At 40.2% G+C, this 15,740-nt stretch carries 15 protein-coding genes; 7 read left to right on the forward strand and 8 right to left on the reverse strand.

Going from position 1 to position 15,740, the window contains the following annotated elements; genetic code table 11:
• Nucleotides 1–630, reverse strand: coding sequence for a TetR/AcrR family transcriptional regulator (locus EHQ64_RS09020; RefSeq protein ID WP_135649159.1), 630 nt, complete (start codon nucleotides 628–630; stop codon nucleotides 1–3).
• Between the two features lie 199 nt (nucleotides 631–829).
• Between EHQ64_RS09020 and EHQ64_RS09025 the strand changes: the two genes are divergently transcribed.
• The 3 genes from EHQ64_RS09025 (at nucleotide 830) to EHQ64_RS09035 (ending at nucleotide 4,496) form a co-directional block, all read left to right on the forward strand.
• Nucleotides 830–1,663, forward strand: a complete 834-nt coding sequence (locus EHQ64_RS09025) for an aminoglycoside phosphotransferase family protein (protein ID WP_342775347.1) — start codon at nucleotides 830–832, stop codon at nucleotides 1,661–1,663.
• Nucleotides 1,660–3,279, forward strand: coding sequence for a glycerol-3-phosphate dehydrogenase/oxidase (locus tag EHQ64_RS09030; protein WP_135649161.1), 1,620 nt, complete (start codon nucleotides 1,660–1,662; stop codon nucleotides 3,277–3,279). The genes EHQ64_RS09025 and EHQ64_RS09030 overlap by 4 nt, the downstream gene beginning before the upstream one ends.
• Nucleotides 3,280–3,572: 293 nt before the next feature.
• Nucleotides 3,573–4,496, forward strand: coding sequence for a lipase family alpha/beta hydrolase (locus tag EHQ64_RS09035; RefSeq protein ID WP_135649162.1), 924 nt, complete (start codon nucleotides 3,573–3,575; stop codon nucleotides 4,494–4,496).
• 96 nt (nucleotides 4,497–4,592) lie between these two features.
• Here the strand turns inward: EHQ64_RS09035 and EHQ64_RS09040 are convergent, their stop codons facing one another.
• From EHQ64_RS09040 to EHQ64_RS09055, 4 genes are all read right to left on the reverse strand, one after another.
• The gene (locus EHQ64_RS09040) at nucleotides 4,593–5,918 is read right to left on the reverse strand and encodes a ferredoxin reductase family protein (RefSeq protein ID WP_135649163.1); all 1,326 of its coding nucleotides are present in this window, start codon (nucleotides 5,916–5,918) and stop codon (nucleotides 4,593–4,595) included.
• A gap of 115 nt (nucleotides 5,919–6,033) precedes the next feature.
• Complete coding sequence (locus EHQ64_RS09045; RefSeq protein WP_135649164.1) at nucleotides 6,034–6,618, reverse strand: Crp/Fnr family transcriptional regulator; 585 nt, start codon at nucleotides 6,616–6,618, stop codon at nucleotides 6,034–6,036.
• A 51-nt stretch (nucleotides 6,619–6,669) separates the two neighbouring features.
• Entirely contained in the window at nucleotides 6,670–7,356 is a 687-nt protein-coding gene (locus tag EHQ64_RS09050) for a DAPG hydrolase family protein (RefSeq protein ID WP_135649165.1), read from the reverse strand.
• Between the two features lie 119 nt (nucleotides 7,357–7,475).
• Nucleotides 7,476–8,036: a TetR/AcrR family transcriptional regulator gene (locus EHQ64_RS09055; protein WP_167882377.1), complete on the reverse strand. Its 561-nt coding sequence runs from the start codon at nucleotides 8,034–8,036 to the stop codon at nucleotides 7,476–7,478.
• Nucleotides 8,037–8,156: 120 nt separating this feature from the next.
• Here EHQ64_RS09055 and EHQ64_RS09060 point away from each other — a divergent pair, with 120 nt between their 5' ends.
• Together EHQ64_RS09060 and EHQ64_RS09065 are read left to right on the forward strand one after the other, a co-directional pair.
• The gene (locus EHQ64_RS09060; RefSeq protein WP_135649166.1) at nucleotides 8,157–9,302 is read left to right on the forward strand and encodes an FAD-dependent oxidoreductase; all 1,146 of its coding nucleotides are present in this window, start codon (nucleotides 8,157–8,159) and stop codon (nucleotides 9,300–9,302) included.
• Between the two features lie 139 nt (nucleotides 9,303–9,441).
• Nucleotides 9,442–10,212, forward strand: coding sequence for a LamG domain-containing protein (locus EHQ64_RS09065; protein WP_135649167.1), 771 nt, complete (start codon nucleotides 9,442–9,444; stop codon nucleotides 10,210–10,212).
• A gap of 87 nt (nucleotides 10,213–10,299) precedes the next feature.
• Here EHQ64_RS09065 and EHQ64_RS09070 read toward each other — a convergent pair whose 3' ends face one another.
• Complete coding sequence (locus EHQ64_RS09070) at nucleotides 10,300–11,364, reverse strand: NAD(P)-dependent alcohol dehydrogenase (RefSeq protein WP_135649168.1); 1,065 nt, start codon at nucleotides 11,362–11,364, stop codon at nucleotides 10,300–10,302.
• A gap of 185 nt (nucleotides 11,365–11,549) precedes the next feature.
• On the reverse strand, nucleotides 11,550–12,530 hold the full coding sequence (locus EHQ64_RS09075) for an aldo/keto reductase (protein ID WP_135649169.1): 981 nt from the start codon (nucleotides 12,528–12,530) through the stop codon (nucleotides 11,550–11,552).
• A gap of 250 nt (nucleotides 12,531–12,780) precedes the next feature.
• On the opposite strand from EHQ64_RS09075, the gene EHQ64_RS09080 reads away from it, so the two are divergent.
• Nucleotides 12,781–13,734 carry an AraC family transcriptional regulator gene (locus EHQ64_RS09080; RefSeq protein WP_135649170.1) on the forward strand — a complete coding sequence of 318 codons (954 nt, stop codon included), beginning with the start codon at nucleotides 12,781–12,783 and terminating at the stop codon, nucleotides 13,732–13,734.
• Nucleotides 13,735–13,888: 154 nt separating this feature from the next.
• Nucleotides 13,889–14,992 (forward strand): DUF2855 family protein, encoded by a 1,104-nt coding sequence (locus tag EHQ64_RS09085; protein WP_135649171.1) that lies wholly within the window; start codon nucleotides 13,889–13,891, stop codon nucleotides 14,990–14,992.
• A 49-nt stretch (nucleotides 14,993–15,041) separates the two neighbouring features.
• Here the strand turns inward: EHQ64_RS09085 and EHQ64_RS20200 are convergent.
• A partial coding sequence (locus tag EHQ64_RS20200) for a DUF6242 domain-containing protein (RefSeq protein ID WP_167882378.1) occupies nucleotides 15,042–15,740 on the reverse strand: 699 nt, incomplete at its 5' end.

A 15,740-nucleotide genomic window follows, 5' to 3' on the forward strand; every position in this document is an offset into this window, starting at 1 on the left:
TTATTTAAGATCTAAAACCGCATCATCCACCATTTGATTTAATACACTTTTAAAATCGCCTACCTCAAGAGTGATCCTATTATTAGAAAGAGATACGATCCCATGCAACCTACTCCATAATTGCAAGAGTAAATAACCGGTATTCTTCTTCCCTTTACTCGATTTCTTTTTTCTAATTTTATCTATGATCCCTCCTGTTAGTTCTGCGATCTTGATCGCGGATTGATTTTGGAAATAAGCAAGTTCTTCGTGTTCTGTTCCTACATAATCTCGAAATCTAGGCAGATCCAAACTAAATAAAACATTATAATAATGAGAATTTTCCAGACCGAATCGAATATACGCATGAGCCATTGCATACAATTGTTTATACGGATCCTTATGAAGTAATGATGCCTCTTCCATTTTTTTATGCAGAATATAGAAGCCTCGGACTAAGACCTGCAGATAAAGTTCATCCTTATCCGAAAAATAATTATAGATTGTTTTTGCAGCGATTCCCAAACGACTTCCCAATTTACGCATACTAAAATTGGAAAATCCGATCTCATTGATCAAAGAGATCGATTCTTCGATTATTTTACTTTTGATCCGATCAATTTCCTCCGGCTTTGCTGGGGTCTTGGACATTCAAACCATTTTAGATTCTGTGGAAATTCGCTCAACCCGTATTAATCTATCGAATAAATCCAAGAATTATCAGTATTTCAGGAAGAGGATTAACTTGGAGAATTGCTTGACTATCCTAAAGTAGATCATTAGCTATATAAAAGTAACACCTGTTACCTTTATATAGACCCACAAAAATATTACAAGAATGGTGAAAAGCGTGCAATCTACTAAACTTTCTCAACTTCCCTCTCGTATCGCAATCGGAAGATCCGCGGAAATTTTTCCCTGGGGTGAAGGAAAGGTCGTGAAACTTTTTTTCTCTGATATTCCGAAGGAAGATATAGAATTCGAATATAAGAATACTCTGGAAGCGAATAAACTAGGCGTATGCTCGATGAGATGTTATGAAAAAATAGAGATCGAGAACCGTATCGGTATCGTCTTAGACTTTATAGAAGGAGTTTCTCTTACGAAATTGCCGGAACAAAATCCTATAAAATTATTCGAGGTTCCAAAAATACTAGCTGAATTACATTCCAAACTTCACAAAAAAGAGACAGGATCCCTTAGAGAGATCAAAAGTTACGCAAAAAGCACCCTGGCGCTTAAACCATTAAAATTCCTTAATGTAGAAGAGAGAAAAAAAGCGGAGAAACTCATTGATGCATTACCCGGCGGATCTTCTATCCTACATATGGACTTTCATCCTGAAAATATAGTCGTATCCAAAGATGAAAATATAGTGATCGACTGGAGAACTGCGGCCAAAGGAAATCGGGCCGCCGACGTAGCCTATACGGTTTTTCTTTTCAAAGACGCTGAATTATGGCCCGGAACACCAAAACTAAAACTATTATTTTATACGATCGTAAGAAGTATTATTCTCAGGGGATATCTAAAGAATTACATATCCCTTTCCGGAATTACATTGGAAGAAATTGATGCATGGAAACTTCCTATACTATTGCTACGAGCAGGAGTCTGGGATATAGATAGCGAAAGAGATTCTCTCCAAAAACAGATCCGCAAAATCCTATCCGGGACCAAATGAGTATAATCACACTTTCCAGATTTATTGAACATCATAAAGACGAAGAATTCGATTGCCTCATCATTGGAGGCGGGATCACAGGAGCCGCGCTTGCTTACGAAGCCTCGAGTAGAGGTTACTCTGTTGCGTTGGTAGAAAAAGATGATTTCGGAGGAGCTACCTCTGCCGCAACAGGCAAACTTATTCATGGCGGGCTTCGTTATCTAAAACAATTCGAGATCGGACTTGTAAGAGAATCCTTGCGAGAAAGAAGGATCTTATCGAATATTGCGCCGAACTTCATCTATCCTTATCCGATCATTCTTCCGAATACTGGATGGATCGAAAAGATCGGGCTATTCGTTTATGATCTTCTATCATTTGATCGAAATTTTGTTCGGGACAAAAGTAAACGTATTCCCGGATTTAAGATCCTCTCTCAAAAAGAAATAAAAGGATCCATACCTTCGAGCGAAGAGAAAAAGATCCGTAATGCAATCCTATATTACGATTGCCTTAGTATTAGTCCGGAAAGACTCACCCTTACTTTTATCAAATCCGCCGCTGTATATGGAGCGAAGGTTTCTAATTACACTGAAGTAAAAAATCTTACGATCCAAGAGAATAGAGTTTTAGGTGCAGAAGTTTTAGATAAACTCACAGGAAAGATCGTAAAACTTAGGGCGAAGGTAACAATAAATGCAACAGGTGCTTGGACCCAAAAACTGCTGAATACATCCAAAGAAACGGAGGGTCCTACTCCTAAAACAAGATCCGAAGGAATCTATCTAATCACTCGGAAACTTTCAGATCAAATGTTCCTGTATGTAGGAGGAAAAAGCCATTTTAGTTTTGCTCCTTGGAGAAACCATAGCTTGATCGGTCCCACTGATACTCCTTATCAAGGAGATGTTTCTGAATGGAAGATCAGTGCAGAAAGTGTGGAGAATTTTTTATCCGCAATCAATAGTACGGCGAACTTAAAGGAAAATCTTACTAAAAAGGACGTACTTTTTGTATACGGAGGACTTCGCCCTCTTGCGGAAACGAATTTAGAAGATACATATACTGCTTCCAGACGTTCAGAATTTCACGATCATGAAGAAGATAATATCAAAGGACTGATCACTGCTGCAGGTGGGAAATACACAACTAGCAGGGAATTCGCTCGGAACATTTTCGAGAACATTATCAAAAAAGTGAATAAACACCCTAAACCTAGTATTTCACATAAAAAATATTTGTATGCATGCGATATCCCAAACATCGAAGAATTCATAAGTAGGAAGAAAAGATCCAGGTCCGATATTGGAGAGAATACGATCGATTATTTGATCCGACATTACGGTTTAGAATATGAAACCATATTGGATTTGGCTTACAATTCTCCAGAACTTGGCATTCAAGCAAACGACGACGGAGAAATTTTCGCACAAGTAGTTTTCGCTATCCGAAACGAAATGGCCCTGACCCTAAAAGATATTTTCTTTAGACGTACAGGAATGGGTGCATTAGGTCATCCAGGTTGTAAGGTGATAGACCAAGTCGCTAAACTCGCCGCATCCGAACTTGGATGGACAAAAGATAAACTTTCCGAGGAACTCGCTTCTATAGAAGAAGCATTCAAAATTCCTTGAATTTAAGGATCAAAAGCCTCATTCATATCCGTCTTTTTGGCTCAAGCGTATACGGTAGGATTTCAGATCTTCTACCCTTGAATCGAATAAAAATCAAATCACACTCGTTATACGAAAAGTTTGTTTGCATACCAATTGTTATTCGAAACAAATTTATTTAGAACGTTTTCTCTTGACAGTTTCTGGAATTCTAAGATTCTATAATTAGGCGATTGTAGCACTTGCTACAATCTCATCCAAAGCCCCAGAAAAGGGTAAATAGAAATTCGAAACAAGTGAAGAGGTTTAAACAAATGCGTAAATTGATCCTAATTACTCTGGTAGCATTATTCTCCAGCGGATCCTTACTCGCTTCCGGAGGAGGCTCTTCCTCCAAACCATTGACTGGGACTTACCCAATCGTTCTTTCTCACGGCCTATTTGGTTGGGGAAACGATAGCACCGGTCTTATTAGTATTCTCTCATATTGGGGTGGAATGGATACCTATCTTCAATCCCAAGGTGCGACTGTATATGCTCCTGCAAAAAAAGCAGCTCAGTCCAACGAAGCAAGAGGAGCTGAATTGAAAGATAAAGTTTTGGTATATATGGCTGCAAACGGCTTTACCAAAGTGCATATCTTGGGACATTCACAAGGTGGATTGGATAGCAGATATGCAGTTTCAAATCTAGGACTCGGTTCCAAGGTTTCTACCTTAACTTCATTAAATACTCCTCATAGAGGTTCCCCTATTGCAGACATCATCAACGGAGTCTTGCCTGAGTGGATCAAACCTTTTGTTGCGACTATCTTGAATGTTTTCGTTCAATTAATTTGGGGAGACAAAGACCAGGATGTACTTTCTGCATTGGGATCCTTAACAAAAGCCGGAACTGAAAACTTCAATTCTCGTACTCCTGATAATCCGAGCGTGAAATATTTCTCTTACGGTTCTTATATCACTATCCCGGATCTGATCCAGCATCCTTTGATGGGGCTTACTCAACCTGCTTGTATCGTCGGAGGATTACTGAACGGACAAGGTGGGACTTGTGATGGACTCGTTCCTTATTCTTCTTTAAAATGGGGAACATTCAAGGGAGGACCTGACTATAGTATTTTTACTACTGGTGTGGATCATCTTCAATGTGCAAACACATTGAATTCCGGAAAATTCTGGTACGACGTAGAAGGATACTTCTTAAAAATAGTATCTAACGCTAAATCCAATCAGTAAGAACTACCCTTTCTTAAAATGAAAATCAAAAGCCGAGACGAATGTCTCGGCTTTTTTGTTTTGGTCTACATTCTATTAATATAAGAAAATTTTTCTTTAACGCATATTAAAACTATCGTAATGAAATTTAGAAAGATCGAATTTATAGTCCTTCAAACCTTCGATCAGATATTCTCTGAACTTTTTTGGACCGCAGAACCAAATGCTCAAATCGCCAAAATTTCTCATTTTTTCACGAAGAAGATCCAAGGATAAATATTCCCCCTGATCAGAATTCAAATGATACAAATTAACGGAATTATTCTTACATATCTTATCTAAAGAAGAAGGGAACTGAAGATCCAAACTCCCTCTGGTGCAGTACCAAAAATCGATCGGTTTAGAGGCACCTCCACGATTGGAAAAATATTCTAAACGAGCCATAAAAGGAGTAATTCCGATCCCACCTGCGATCCAAATTTGTTTTTCAGAATCGTCTTCAAATAAAAACTCTCCATACGGCCCTTCTATCCTTACGGATTGTCCTTTTTGGATTTTAGTTTTCAGCTCCTTTGTATAATCACCCAATCCTTTAATGGAAAAACGTAATGTATCAGAATTCTCCTCATAGGAAGATATCGTAAAAGGATGTGGCTCTTTATCATGCTCGAATTTTAAAAACGCGTATTGCCCGGCCTTGTAGGATAAAACCTTGTCTTGAGTTTTCAGACGAAGATCCAGTATCTCTCCCTGAATTGAAATAGAATCGATGATCCCTTTCATTCTTTTAGAATTTCCTATTTTCTGAAAAAGACCTATGACTGCGGCTACAGATCCGATACTCAAAAGGATCAGTAATAAATAGCCGCCAGGGCTCGATAACCAATGCTCTTTCATCTGAGCAGTACCTGCATGAAATGCCAATAAAAGGAATAAACCCGGAAATACTTTGTGAGTAACTCGAAAGAATCTATAAGGAATTTTATTAATTAAAGCAATACCGATCAATATGATCATCATATAGAATATTATTTCAGCGAATAGAACCCCTGCTTGGAAGAGAGAGATCTCTAATTCAGAAAATCCGGTCCCATCACTTAGATCTCCCGGATTCGGGATCCACTCCAGATCTACCAACCAATGCGCGCCTTCTTCTAAAAGCCAATGAGATATGATAAATACGAATGAAAAGATCCCCACCCATTTATGGATCTCGTACGCCTTATCCAAACCTCCCATTACCCGATTGACAGGTTCGAATCGAACCGAGATTAACATGGATAAAACCATAAGGGACATTGCACATGCCCCAGTGAGAAAAACTAACTGTTCTCTCAACTCCCAAACTGTAGGATTTTGGATCAGATGGATCGGCCCCGGCGATAAAGAAAATATCAAACAACCTAGGAAAACAGAAAATAGGACCCATTTTTTAGCGCTCATGGCTTAGTTAGACATTATCTTATGTAAGGAAGTCAACACATAGGAATGTTTAGAAAAGAAGAAAGTCCTGAAAATCGATAACAAATGTTATCAAAGCTATTCTGAAAAAATGATCTTATTTAGAACGTTTTATTTTTGAAAGTTTACTTTTGATCCTGCTCAAGTGCACCTTACTAATCCCCAAATAAGAAGCGATATAATGTTGAGGGACACGCTCTATGATCTGTGGTTTTTCCTTTATTAGATTTAGATAACGTTCTTCAGGAGTATCGCGAATAAAAGATAAAAAATGCCTCATATAATTAAAAGTCCTTTCGAATATCGCCCTTATAACTTTTTCTCTTAACTCGGGGATCTCAGTTACCTCGGAGAGGATCCGGTCCATATCTTTTTTATGGATATACCATATGACGCAGGGTTCTACTGTTTCGATAGAAACAAGACTCGGGATTTCTTTCAGGTAACTTTCTAAGGAGGAAAAACTTGAATTTTCGAAAAAAAATTGGAAAGTAATATCCTTTCCCCGATTATTAAACCATACCCTTACACATCCCTTCTCCACGAAAAAACCTTTTTTAGAGATGGCTCCTTCGTTTAAAAGAGATGTTTTCGCAGGGACTTCCATACGATGAAAACAAGAAACGTATTCCTCCCATTTGGGATCAGAGATCGGGATCTTATCCCTAAATTTTTCAAACATCTACAAACTATTCTGGACTATTTCAATATTCTAAAGAGCCGATCCGTTTTCTTAAGAGCTCTTTCTGTTCAAGTTTTCATTATATAAGGAAGGAAGAAAACCTGCTAATATTCCCATCTCTTCCAAACAATGCAATCTTAAATCTTCTGCAGTTGAGCGACGCATCGAAATGAAACGGATTATGGGTAAATTTGCAATAGAAACAAATTTGAATATACTCGTTTTTTTACCTCTTGCTGCAATATGACCCAACCAAAATCTAGAACGCATTTCTGCGCCTTCATTCGTCCTTCGAACTGAATGGCATAATAAGCCAAAATTTACAGGCAAATTTAGATCACCTACGAATGCACAGGCCATAAAACGATCCTTATGGATTGGATCGGAACCGAAAAAAGAAGAAGGATCCACAAAATTAATACGGAGTTTCATCAAAGCTGGACCTATATATTCATGTACTAGATGACTTGCACCCACTAAGACTCCCTTCTCTTTCGACTCCCAATCCATCCAAACATGAGCGCGAGGATGCCAACGTTTATAATCTTCCGTAGTTTTCAGATATTCCGTAAACCAAAGCCTTACCATATCCGGAGAAACTCCAGGCATTGGAATTCTGACCGATACTTGAAACGTTCCGTTTAGAAGTCTTTTAACACCTTCTTCAAAATCCCCATCAAGTAGATCTTCCAACTTGCGAGGTCTTGAGAAGAAGGACAATGCCAAGTTTAAAAACAAAAAAACTATAACTGCTACAATAATTCCAAAGGATCCCATAGATTGAAAATGGTGGAGAAACCAAAAATTGTCAATAAACTAGATCATGATCTAATTTAAAAAATTCAAGACATCCTCACTTATTCTGCCCAACCATTCTTCAAAATCCCAAAAAGAGTTTCGAGAGTCTTTCTTGGATGAGAGGAGTCAGCTGCTCTGTAGAATGCATCCAAAATGAAATGTGCGATGGACTTAGCCTCCACTTCTCCTAACTTCTTCCGAACTTCTTTTTGTAAAACTTTTGCCAATGAGTCCTCGTACCTCATCGTGATCTGCCTTTCATAAATAGAAAGTTCAGGCGTAGATTTTATAAAATTTCTAAATTCCCGAACAAGTTTACGATTTGCAGGATTAAAGGCCGGGTTCTCCAATCCGAAATCAAAGAGAGCATCCAAGATAGAAACGCCCTTCTTTCGAAGGCGAACCGAATTAACTAGCCTTTCTTCTCTTTCAATATCCTCATCGAAAACAAGAGATTCTTTGTTCGGAAAGTAGTTAAACAGGGTCGGCACAGAAACATTCGCGAGTTTGGCAATTTGGGCCGTAGTGACCGAGTGATACCCATGCTCCATAAAAAGCCCAGTTGCAAGGTCTGAGATTGCTTTGCGGGTTTGTTCCTTTTTTAATTCTCTTAGTCCCAAAACGAAAATTTTTCCTTTTTTATCCGATTTTTTACTTTTTATTTTTTAATTGACTTAAATATTTTAGTCAATTAAAAAATAGGAAAAACCTTCGGTTCAGAAGTAAAAAGGAGATCCACTATGAATCAAAAGAACCATACACCAATTGTTATCATCGGGGCCGGACTAGGCGGCCTAACTCTCGCGAGAGTCCTTCATGTTCACGGGATCAAATCGACTGTCTACGAAGCTGAAATTTCTTCGGGCGCTCGTAAACAAGGAGGAATGCTCGATATCCACGAATACAATGGACAACTTGCACTTAAGGAAGCTGGGTTATTCGATAAATTTCTGGAAATCATTAATGAAGGTGCCCAAGCATCTAGGATACTAGATAAAAACGGGAATATCTTATTAGATGAGCCTGATGATGGCACAGGCGCAAGGCCGGAAGTTTTAAGAGGAGACCTTCGTCAGATCCTATTGGATTCGCTTCCTAACGAAGTTGTTCAATGGGGGCATAAAGTCCAATCCGTGTCCTCATTAGGAGATGGACGGCATGAGGTTGTCTTTACAAACGGTTCTACAATAACGACCGATCTACTCGTAGGCGCAGACGGCGCTTGGTCGAAAGTTCGCCCTCTTCTTTCCGAAGAGAAACCGAAATATGTAGGAACAATGTTCATCGAAACATTCTTATTTGAAAGTGATATCCGTCATAAAGCGAGCGCAGAAGCCGTCGGAGATGGAGCAATGTATGCACTTGCACCTGGAAAAGGTATTGTAGCACATCGCGAACCGAATGGAACACTACATACATATGTTCAATTAAACAAGGAGAAAGATTGGTTTGATACGATCGACTTCAGCAATTCCAAAAAAGCGTTAGCTCATATTGCTAAAGAATTCGAAGGTTGGTCAGAAGAACTAACAGCACTGATCACAGAAGGAGATACGGATCCGGTCCTTCGCCCGATCCACACTCTTCCTATAGAACATAAATGGGAACGTGTTCCAGGAGTTACATTACTTGGAGATGCTGCACACTTGATGCCGCCTTCCGGTGAAGGGGCTAATCTTGCGATGTTAGACGGAGCTGAGCTCGGAAAGGCGATTATTGCTAACCCAAGTAATATAGAAGAGGCGCTAATTACTTTTGAAAAACAAATGTTTTCTCGTAGCGCTGCAGAGGCAATAGACTCGGAAGAGATCTTGGATCTATGCCTTGGAGAAAGTTCCCCTCAAAGCCTTGTTAACTTCTTTAACGGAGTGAATCTCGCAGTGTAAATTAAGAAACCCGCAAATAGCCTCTGTTTGCGGGTCGTAAAAAAGGATAGTTGTAACCGATAATTCAAGCCCTTGTGGGATAATTTATTGCATATCATTTCTATCTATCCGACCATTGGCCAGAATCGAGAATTTGATTATGCCTAACGTACGCCTTTATTTACGTATCTTATTCTTACTTGCAATCCTAAGCTTCCAAAATTGTGGAACGGTTCTGCTTCTCAATGCGCATCAATCTACAGGAGAAGACCATATCCTAGAATCCATAATAGGAAATATGACTGCAGGCCTGATTCATTATTGGCCCTTAAATGGAGACGCAAAGGATAAAGTTGGCTCACTACATTTAACAGCATTCGGAACAATAGGACCTACTCTTACTTTAGATCGTTACGGTTTACCAAACAGCGCATTCCATTATGACGGTATAGACTCCTGGCATAGTTCAGATCCCGGTGCAGGAGAACCAATCTTAACGGGAACAGCTTCTTTCACCTTCAGCGCTTGGGTGAAAGGAAAATTCATACCTACCCAAGGAGGTGGAATTATTATGGGCCAAGGAGATGGCTTAGGATTCCAGCTTATGAATGATGTATGCTTACAAGTCAGAGTATATACTACGAACCAAGGTACAGGCGTTGTCAGCAATGTCAGTCCTTGCGGGGTAATCGTTCAAGATGATGCCTGGTATCATATAACTTTCACATGGGATTTTCCCAACAATAGAGCTAATTTATATATTGGAAATGATCTAGTAACGTCGGCTGTATACAATCCGAATCTCCCTTGGACATCGGGCACCCCATTTACACTAGGCTACGGCACTATAGGCGGAGGATCTCAAGTAGTCACTATTGACGAAGTTAGAATCTACAATAGGATCGTTTCTCCGGCAGACATCGGCTTTTAGTTTCGGATCTTGATATAAGAGGAGGAGTGATTCGATTTCACTCTTCCTCCTTGTTATAGAGAGTTCAAAAAGTTCCTACAGTAAATCTTAAACCGCTTCTGATCTCAAAGAAGCGATATCGATCACGAAACGATATTTCACATCGCTCTTGAGCATTCTTTCATACGCCGCATTGATCTCTTGGATCTTAATTTCTTCAATATCCGAAACAATCCCGTGTTTACCGCAAAAATCTAACATCTCCTGAGTTTCCGCAATTCCTCCAATCGCAGAACCTGTTACGGATCTACGACCTAAAAGAAGTGGAACCGTATGTAAGAATGGTTCGATCGGTCCCAAAAGTCCGACTAACACAAGATTTCCGTCCAAACCGAGAGTCGGTAAATATGGATTCAAATCGTGAGCGGAAGGAACGGTATCTATAATCAATTCAAACTCTCCCCTCACCGATTCCATCTGCTTGCGATCTGTGGAAAGAATGATGCGGTCGGCACCTAACTTTTTTGCATCTTCCGACTTTCCTAAAGAACGAGTAAAAAGAGTTACCTCGGCTCCTAAAGCTTTTGCGAATTTTATAGCCATATGACCTAATCCACCAAGACCCGTAACCGCAACCTTACTTCCTTTACCTACTTTCCAATGACGTAAAGGAGACCAAGTAGTAATTCCTGCGCAAAGGAGAGGAGCTGCTGCTTTCAGATCCAAGCTATCAGGGATTTTTACCACAAAATCTTCCGAAACTATGATCTTCTCAGAGTAGCCACCTTGGGTAACCGTATGATCATGTCGATCCACTCCGTTGTATGTATAAGTGGGAAATTTTTCGCAATATTGCTCCAAACCTTTTTTACAAGCCTGGCAATCGCGGCAGGAATCTACCATACAACCTACACCTACATGATCTCCTACCTTAAAACGAGTCGTATTTGGCCCAATACCAATCACTTTACCGACAATCTCGTGGCCTGGAACCATAGGATAGGCAGAACCTCCCCAATCATTCCTAGCCTGGTGAAGATCAGAATGGCACACACCACAATAAAGTATTTCTATTACTATATCATTATTTCTTAAACTGCGACGTTCGAATTGAAATGGTGCGAGTGCTTGGGACGCGGATTGAGCGGCATAACCTAAAACCTTAATCGTCATCTTTTATTTACATACTCCCAAAAATTCAGTCGGACAAAATACATTTGCCCCAAAGAAGTTACTTATACAATAGCCCTTGAGATCCTACTTATCAATATCTGATCCTATTTATTCTTGCCTAATTCTATGAAAGAGCCGATTTTTTCGCCTTCAAATGTTTTGGAAAATTGAACAGAGACGTCCCTTTAACGATCTATCCTTTTCTGAAGATGTTCCGGATAACGTTCACCTTGAACTCTAAGTCTCGCTGCGCCGTCGTCTATTTCTTTCAAATCTACTTCAGTCAGAAGAATTTCAGCCGATCCATTATTCTCTTTCAATCTTTCCGATTTAGTTGTTCCAGGAATGGGAACCATCCAAGGTTTCTGAGCCAAGATCCAGGCAAGAGCGATCTGAGCGGGAGTCACATTTTTCTTTTGTGCAAGTTTTGAAAGAAGATCCACAAACGTTTGATTCGCGGATAAATTTTCTTTCTGAAAGCGAGGAACAATACTTCGAAAATCGCCTGTTTCGAATGTAGTGCCCGTTGGCATCTTACCTGTCAGAAAACCCTTTCCAAGAGGACTAAAAGGAACAAAGCCGATCCCAAGTTCTTCTAAAACAGGGAGTATTTGTTCTTCAGGTTCTCTCCACCAAAGAGAATACTCACTTTGTAAAGCTGCCACAGGTTGGACTGCATGGGCTTTCCGAATATTGCTCACACCTGCTTCTGAAAGGCCGAAATGTTTTACTTTCCCTTCCTGGATCAGATCACGGACCGTACCCGCGACTTCTTCAATCGGAACATTCCGATCCACTCTATGTTGATAAAAAAGATCGATGGCTTCTACATTCAGTCTTTTTAAAGAAGCATCACATACTTTTCTAATATTTTCCGGACGACTATCGGTCTCCGACCAAGCATCTTGTTTAAATCCAAACTTTGTCGCGATCACCACCTTATCTCGATAAGGCGCTAAAGCCTCCCCCACAATCTCTTCATTTATATAAGGCCCATAAACTTCTGCAGTATCGAAGAAAGTAATACCTTGTTCCACTGCATCCCGAATGATCCGAACCCCGTCCAGTCGTTCCAATTTTTGGGAATAACCGAAACTGATCCCCATACAGCCGAATCCAATTTCTGAAACTTCTAACCCGGCTTTACCTAAGATTCTTTTTTTCATCTTCCTTCTCCTTATCTTCCTGTCTGACCCTGGAGTAAGAAAACTTTAAGCCCGGTGGATAAGTTTCTCAATACACAAAGGTCTTTTTTATTGCCTAATCCTACGATTTCTCATTTCTCCACTGACTTTTATGTATTTAATTGCGATCCAATTTTAGAGCTTATAGATATTAATCTTCCTTTTTCTTGTCTAATTCTATAGAATATGAGAGAATTTAACATACTTCAGAATTCTAGGGTTATCTAAATCTATGAAGAAAAATAAGCCCACTCCTGTATCCGCAGAAAAACGTAAAAAACTCGCGGATCTTTTATACAATCTAGTTCCCGAAGAACAAATCCTTTCCTCGGATCTAAAAGGAGTGCGCCTCTTTCGTATCGATGAGCCTGCGCCTAAAGCACAAAAGGCATATGAACCTGGCATCATTATTCTGGCTCAAGGGCAAAAGAAAATTTTTCTAGGTTCGGACGTATATACCTACGACTCCGGGAATTATTTAGTCTTATCAGTGCCTCTTCCACTTGAATGCGAAACTCTTGCAAGCCCCGAGGAACCTATATTAGGAATTTATATTACAGTGGATCCTACATCCGTCGGGGAAATCATGTTAGAAATGGATGATGTTAGGTTAGATGAAGAAGAACTTCCAAAAGGAATTTACTCCGCTCCACTTAACGATCTCCTGACCGATGCCGCCATCCGCTTAACAGAAGCATTGCACAATCCTCAAGAAACTAAAATCCTAGGGCCTACCATCGTGAAGGAGATCATCTATCGTGTCTTGTGCAGAAAGGAAGGAGGAGCTCTTCAAGCTCTTGCTTATCGAAATCGAAAATTTTTTCAAATAGCCAGAGCTCTACACCGGATCCATGAATCTTTTGACAAGGATTTGGATGTTCGCTCTTTGGCCTTCGATGCCGGCATGAGTATTTCTACTTTTCATTCCAGCTTTAAAGCAGTAACCAATGCCTCGCCCATTCAATATATCAAGAATGTGCGCCTGCATAAGGCTAGGATACTCATGCTCCAAGAAGGACTCAACGCGTATAACGCGGCGATCCAAGTAGGATATGAAAGTCCTTCTCAATTCAGTAGAGAATATAAAAGATTTTTTGGGACTCCTCCCGGAAAAGATACTGCAAGTTTCCGAACAGAGCAAGAGGAGAAATCCGGAATGGATGCGGATAAGGTGATCGCAATATAAGGGATTGCGGAAATCGCCATCCAATACTGAAAAATTCGATCACCAAACCTTTTTTCTATATTAGATCCAAAAACAAAATCTTGATAGAACAAAATTGCCGAGTATTTAAAATACGGCCGGTCAACTTTTGAAGTTTGAACAAGGTGAATATTTTATGGCTTCGAATATTATTACAAGTACGGATTTTTTAGTTGGTAAACAAAACTTTAGAAAGACTGAATTCATAGCCGGTATTGATCCCGGCATCGAATTGGCAGATGGAGAGATCTTAATAAAAATCGATAGCTTCGGCTTTACAGCAAATAACGTAACGTATGCGGCAACCGGTGATTCGTTGAAGTATTGGCAATTTTTTCCGAGCTCATCTGAAGAATGGGGACGTATTCCTGTTTGGGGATTTGGAAATGTTTTCCGATCGAATCATAAATCTTTGTCGGAAGGAGATCGTATTTACGGTTATTTACCGATGTCTACATTTACTATTTTGAAACCGGATAGAATTAGTCCGGAAGGATTTTTCGACACTACCCCTCATAGACGTAATTTGCCCGCCGCATATAACTCTTATAATTTATGCTCCGGGGATCCAGCTTATGATCCCGCTTTCGAATCAGAACAGATGTTACTACGACCGCTTGCGATCACATCTTTTTTATTGGAAGATTTCTTATCTGATAAAAATCTATTCGGAGCCAAATCTGTCTTGGTATCCAGTGCATCTAGTAAAACCGCATTAGCATTCGCATTCTTTCTTTCCAAGAAAAAGCCAAAAGATTGTAAGATCATAGGATTAACTTCTGCGCGTAATATAGGATCCATTCGTTCTTTAGGATATTATGATGAGCTAATTTCTTATGAAGAAGTCGGTTCTCTTCCAAAAACGACTCCGACCATTTATGTGGACATGGCCGGAAACGGAAAATTGACGAGGGAGATACATACGTATTTCCAAGAAAATTTACTCTATAGCTGTGTCGTAGGGGTCACTCACTGGGAAGAACGTTCGGAAGAAGAAAATTTGCCCGGTCCAAAACCAAGCTTCTTCTTTGCACCTGCAAGGATCCGAAAGCGGACCGTGGACTGGGGCCGAGGCGGGGTAGAAACAAAGTTTGGTGAATCTTGGAAATTATTCCTGCCTTCTATATCAAAATGGATGAATATAAAAAAAGCATCCGGAAAAGAAGAAATCCTTTCTACTTATTTAGAAGTCCTGGAAGGAAAATCCGATCCGACAACTGGAAATATAATGATTTTTTAATGTGTCAGTAATGAAGAAGAGCCGAATAGAATCGGCTCTATAAAAAAACTCAATTGCAATCGGAAGTCGCAACTCGGTTAGTACCATCTATTGAAACAGCAACGAAACGACCATTCCCGTAGGCTACATTGACCCAGGTATTTGCCTGTGGTGCGGAATATCCGGTCCAATTGATCCCATCGGAAGAAGCCATGATTCTTTTTGTTCCGGAAAGAGCGACGGCAACAAATAAACCATTTCCATACGTTATATTATACCAATAGTTTGCTTCCGGTGCAGTTCTCGTGGTCCAGTTGGACCCATCGGAGGAAGTCATGATCTTACCAGATGTGGCAACGGCGGCATAGAGTCCGTTTCCAGCCGCGACCCCCCACCAACTAGTATTCTCCGATGCAGTCCGAAGTGTCCAAGTAATCGCATCCGGAGAGGTCATGACATGGCCCGTGCCATTCTGATTTACAGCAACAAAACGACCGTTTCCATAAGTAACATTGACCCAAGAGGCGCCACCATCGGACTGTATGGTTCGATCCGTCCAAGTAATCCCGTCAGGTGAACTCATTCCAGCACTAGGGGAAAGGGCAAAGAAGAGTCCATTTCCGTAGGCCAAACTTTGCCATGATAGATTGGAAGAGGCTGTTCTGGAAGTCCAAGTAATTCCGTCAGGAGAAGTCATGACTTGGTTTGTGCCATTCTCCGATACCGCAACAAAGAGACCATTGGCAAAGACGACGGATTTCCATGCATT

The organism is Leptospira sarikeiensis, from assembly GCF_004769615.1.
Taxonomy (GTDB): Bacteria; Spirochaetota; Leptospiria; order Leptospirales; family Leptospiraceae; genus Leptospira_B; species Leptospira_B sarikeiensis.

Bases quoted from the DNA above. Each gene is read 5' to 3' on its own strand.
- EHQ64_RS09035 (WP_135649162.1), top strand. From the start codon at position 3,573: ATGCGTAAATTGATCCTAATTACTCTGGTAGCATTATTCTCCAGCGGA.
- EHQ64_RS09045 (WP_135649164.1), bottom strand. From the start codon at position 6,618: ATGTTTGAAAAATTTAGGGATAAGATCCCGATCTCTGATCCCAAATGG.
- EHQ64_RS09075 (WP_135649169.1), bottom strand. From the start codon at position 12,530: ATGAAAAAAAGAATCTTAGGTAAAGCCGGGTTAGAAGTTTCAGAAATT.
- EHQ64_RS09065 (WP_135649167.1), top strand. From the start codon at position 9,442: ATGCCTAACGTACGCCTTTATTTACGTATCTTATTCTTACTTGCAATC.
- EHQ64_RS09040 (WP_135649163.1), bottom strand. From the start codon at position 5,918: ATGAGCGCTAAAAAATGGGTCCTATTTTCTGTTTTCCTAGGTTGTTTG.
- EHQ64_RS09020 (WP_135649159.1), bottom strand. From the start codon at position 630: ATGTCCAAGACCCCAGCAAAGCCGGAGGAAATTGATCGGATCAAAAGT.
- EHQ64_RS09070 (WP_135649168.1), bottom strand. From the start codon at position 11,364: ATGACGATTAAGGTTTTAGGTTATGCCGCTCAATCCGCGTCCCAAGCA.
- EHQ64_RS09060 (WP_135649166.1), top strand. From the start codon at position 8,157: ATGAATCAAAAGAACCATACACCAATTGTTATCATCGGGGCCGGACTA.
- EHQ64_RS09085 (WP_135649171.1), top strand. From the start codon at position 13,889: ATGGCTTCGAATATTATTACAAGTACGGATTTTTTAGTTGGTAAACAA.
- EHQ64_RS09030 (WP_135649161.1), top strand. From the start codon at position 1,660: ATGAGTATAATCACACTTTCCAGATTTATTGAACATCATAAAGACGAA.
- EHQ64_RS09080 (WP_135649170.1), top strand. From the start codon at position 12,781: ATGAAGAAAAATAAGCCCACTCCTGTATCCGCAGAAAAACGTAAAAAA.